4 protein-coding genes are annotated in these 3,736 nt (G+C 71.1%); all 4 read right to left on the bottom strand.

Annotation, left to right across the window (positions count from 1 at the left end):
* Positions 1-15 precede the first annotated feature (15 nt).
* Positions 16-1,128 carry an LLM class flavin-dependent oxidoreductase gene (locus ACWELQ_RS40750; protein WP_452402335.1) on the bottom strand — a complete coding sequence of 371 codons (1,113 nt, stop codon included), beginning with the start codon at positions 1,126-1,128 and terminating at the stop codon, positions 16-18.
* Positions 1,125-1,928, bottom strand: a complete 804-nt coding sequence (locus tag ACWELQ_RS40755) for a DUF1684 domain-containing protein (protein ID WP_452402336.1) — start codon at positions 1,926-1,928, stop codon at positions 1,125-1,127. Before ACWELQ_RS40755 ends, ACWELQ_RS40750 begins: the two co-directional genes overlap by 4 nt.
* Positions 1,925-3,289: an NtaA/DmoA family FMN-dependent monooxygenase gene (locus ACWELQ_RS40760; protein WP_452402337.1), complete on the bottom strand. Its 1,365-nt coding sequence runs from the start codon at positions 3,287-3,289 to the stop codon at positions 1,925-1,927. The genes ACWELQ_RS40755 and ACWELQ_RS40760 overlap by 4 nt, the downstream gene beginning before the upstream one ends.
* A gap of 9 nt (positions 3,290-3,298) precedes the next feature.
* Positions 3,299-3,736: LLM class flavin-dependent oxidoreductase (locus ACWELQ_RS40765; RefSeq protein ID WP_452402338.1), on the bottom strand; the 438-nt coding region annotated here is incomplete at its 5' end.

Consider the following 3,736-nt stretch of genomic DNA (forward strand, 5'->3'; position numbering starts at 1 on the left):
CGTGGTCGCCGACATTCACTGTCGTTGATTGCCGACCGGGCACTGCTGCACACCGTCTGAGTAGACTGGCGCGCACACCTTTTCGCAGTTCGTGTCGTCCGCGCCGGTGAGCTTGCGAAGGGCTTGCAAGCGGGCGGCCACGGTGGCCGGGGAGCCGACGAACTGGGTGGTGACCCGGTCGTCGACCAGGCGGCGCTGCTGATCGGAGAGCGGCGGCGCGGTCTCGGGATCCAGGTATTCCGCGGCGCCCGCGCCACTGCGGATGCTGTAGACCCAGTGGCCGTAGCTGGAGGCCAATCGCTGTGCGGCGGCATCGGTTTCGGCCACCACGACGTCGGCGGACACCACCAGGTACGGGCGCGGGAAGCGCACCGACGGGCGGAAGGCAGCCTGATAGGCCGCCACGGTCTCCACGATGGTGCCCGGCGAGACGTGGTAGTTCGCGGCGAAGGGCAGCCCCAATCGCCCTGCCAGCTGGGCGCTTTCGCCGCCGCTGCTGCCGAACAGCCAGGGCTGGATGTCCGCGCCCTCACCGGGTGTCGCGTGCAGGTCGATGCCGTCGGGGGTGACGTAGGTGCCGTCCAGCAGCGCGAGAATGTCCTCGACCTGGTCGGTGTAGGGCAGTGGCTGCGCGCCGGGCAGGTGCAGTGCGCCCAAAGCCGCCTTCACCCTGGAGAAGTCGAGCAACTGACCGGGGAAGAACGGCGGCGGCAGCACCACGCCGTCGCGCACCTCGGTCGGGCGATCCGGGGCGGGCACCGGCGGCACGCCCGCGGAGCGCACCTGGTCGCCTCGATGCCCGGAGCGGCCCAGGCCCAGATCCAGACGGCCCGGATACAGCGCGTCGATGGTGCCGAACGCCTCCACCACCGAGATCGAGGTGTGGTGGCCGAGCTGCACGGCCGCGGAGCCGACGCGAATGGATTCCGTCGCGGCGGCGATCAATCCGATGAGCGTGGCCGGCGCGGCGCTGGCGACCTTCACGAAATGGTGCTCGGCGACCCAGAACCGGTGGTAGCCGAGGCGTTCCGCGTGCCGGGCCAGGTCGACGCTGTTTCGAATGGCCTGTTGCGGCGTGGATCCGGCGCTGATCGGTGCCAGATCCAGGACCGAGAGTGGGATGGTCATGCGGCGTGCTCCTTCCGCGGATCCTGTTCGCCCGCTTCGACGGCCAGCGGCAGCCGGTTCTCGGCCGGGGCGAGCGGGCAGGTGGCGTAGTCGGTGAACGCGCAGGGCAGGTTGACCGCGCGATTGAAGTCCAGGGTCAGGGTGCCGTCGGCGGCGGGCTGGGTCAGATCGAGCCGCCGCGCACCGCCGTAGGTGGTGACACCGCTGGTCGCGTCGGTGAACAGCACGTGCAGGCCGAGGGCCGGGCTGCCGAAGACGACGAAGGTGTGCTGTTCCCCGCCGAGTTCGAAAGTCACCGTGCCGGTGGCGTTGTGGTGATGCTCGAGACCGGCCACCACCGCGCCGGTGGTCACGATCCGCGCCGCGTCGAAGGGCTGGAAGGAACCGGTGACCACCCAGGCGGGATCCGGCCGATACGACGGAATCTCGGTGAAGGCGGCCAGGGTCGGCGACGCGGGATCGTGCACCCGCAGCGCGAACAGGCCACTGCGGCGGATCACCTCGATGACGCGGTCGCCGGTGCGCACCTCCAGTCCGGGCGCGCCCTCACCCGGGGTGAGCACCACGGACCCGGCGAGTGCCGAACCGTCGAGCGACAACGCACCCGGTTCGACGGTGACATGGACGTTCTCGCCCTCGGCGCGCCAGCGGCCGGGCAACCCCTCGACGGTCTCGTCCTGCTCGTCCAGCCAGTGCAGCGCGGTCAGGCTCAGCCAGCCCAGCGGTTGCCGCGCCCAGGCGGCGCGTTCGGTACGGAAAGTGGCCCACTGCGAGTCGAATTCGGTGGCGGTGGCGGTCATGAGGCGCGTACTCCTTCGGTGCCGTGGTGTGGGTGGCGCAACCCGAGATGGTGGCGCAGGGTCGGGCCGGTGTACTCGGTGCGGAAGCTGCCCAGGGACTGCAGTTCCGGGACGACCTTGTCGACGAACTCGTCGAGTCCGGCCGGGGTGAGGTACGGGACCAGGACGAAGCCGTCGGCGGCATCGGACTGGACATAGTGGTCGATCTCGGCGGCCACCTCGCGGGGCGTGCCCACGAACTGCTGGCGGGCGGTGGTGGCGATGATGAGCTCGCGGATCGAGAGTTGTTCGGCGGCGGCCTTGGCCCGCCAGGCCGCGGCGATGGCGTGCGGGTCCTTGGCGTGGCGGACCCGGCCGCGGGTGATGTTCACCTCGGCGGCCGGTTCGATGTCCGGCAGCGGGCCGTCGGGGTCGTAGCCGGAAAGATCACGGCCCCAGACCTGTTCGAGGAAGGCGAGGGCGGTCTGCGGGGTCACCTGCTGACGACGCAGGTGGTGCGCCCGCTCGTGCGCGTCGGCCGTGGTGTCGCCGAGTACGAATCCGGCGGCGGGCAGGATCTTCAGCTCGTCGCGGTCGCGGCCGTACTTGGCCAGGCGGCCCTTCACATCCTGGTAGAACCGCTGCCCGTCCTCGAGTTCGCCGTGCGCGCTGAAGATGACATCGGCGGTGGCGGCGGCGAATTCGCGGCCCTCGTCGGAGTCCCCCGCTTGGATCTGCACCGGATAGCCCTGCGGACTGCGCGGCAGCACGAACTGCCCGTCGATCTCGAACTGCTCGCTGGCGAAGTGGGCGGCCGGCACCGGCGGCGCGAAAATCCCGCGCTCCCGGTCGATCACGAGCTCACCGGCGGGACGGCTGTCCCACAGCGCCCGGGTGGCGTCGACCACCTCACGCGCCCGGGTGTAGCGCTTGGCGTGCTCCAGATAGCCGCCGCGCCGGAAGTTCTCGCCGGTGAACGCGTCCGAGGAGGTGACCGCGTTCCAGGCGGCGCGGCCGCCGGAGAGGTGGTCCAGGCTCGCGAATTGCTTGGCCAGCTCGAAGGGTTCGTTGAAGGTGGTGTTGATGGTGCCCGCGAGACCGAGGTGCGTGGTGACCCCGGCCAGCGCGTTGAGCACCGTGAAGGTGTCCGGGCGGCCCACCACGTCCAGGTCGTGGATGCGCTCGCGGTGTTCGCGCAGGCGCAGGCCCTCGGCCAGGAAGAAGAAGTCGAACAGTCCGCGCTCGGCGGTGCGGGCCAGGTGCACGAAGGAGTCGAAGTCGATCTGGCTGCCCGAGGCGGGATCGGTCCACACGGTGTGGTGGTTGACGCCCGGGAAGTGGGCGGCCAGGTGAATCTGTTTGCGCAGTCGGGGATCCGGCATGGTGGCTCCTCAGGCGGTCGCGTAGCGGGAGGCCGGGCGCGCCAGGCCCAGTCGGCCGCGCAGGGTCGGGGTGAGGGCGGGCAGGTGCGGCAGGACGGCGGGCAGGGCCAGCGGTCGCAGCACCACACCGTCTGCGGCACAGTCGGTTTCGACCCGGTGCAGGATGTCGCGGAGTTCGGCGGCGGTGCCGATGTGGAATACCGTCGGCGGGGCCGGGGTGGCGATCCAGTCCTCCAGCTGGGCGACCTCGGCGGCGGCCGCGTCGACGGTGGCGGCGAGATGGATATCGAGGTCCAGCAGCACCCGGACCTGGTTCGGGTCGCGGCCGGCGGCGGCGATCGCGGCGCGCAGTTCGGTGCGGGTGGCGGCGGCGGTCGCGAGATCCGGTGCGGCGACGCGGATCAGATCGGCGCGGTGCACGGCCAGCCGGACGCTGTGCGGGTCGGC

The organism is Nocardia sp. NPDC004722, from assembly GCF_053601505.1.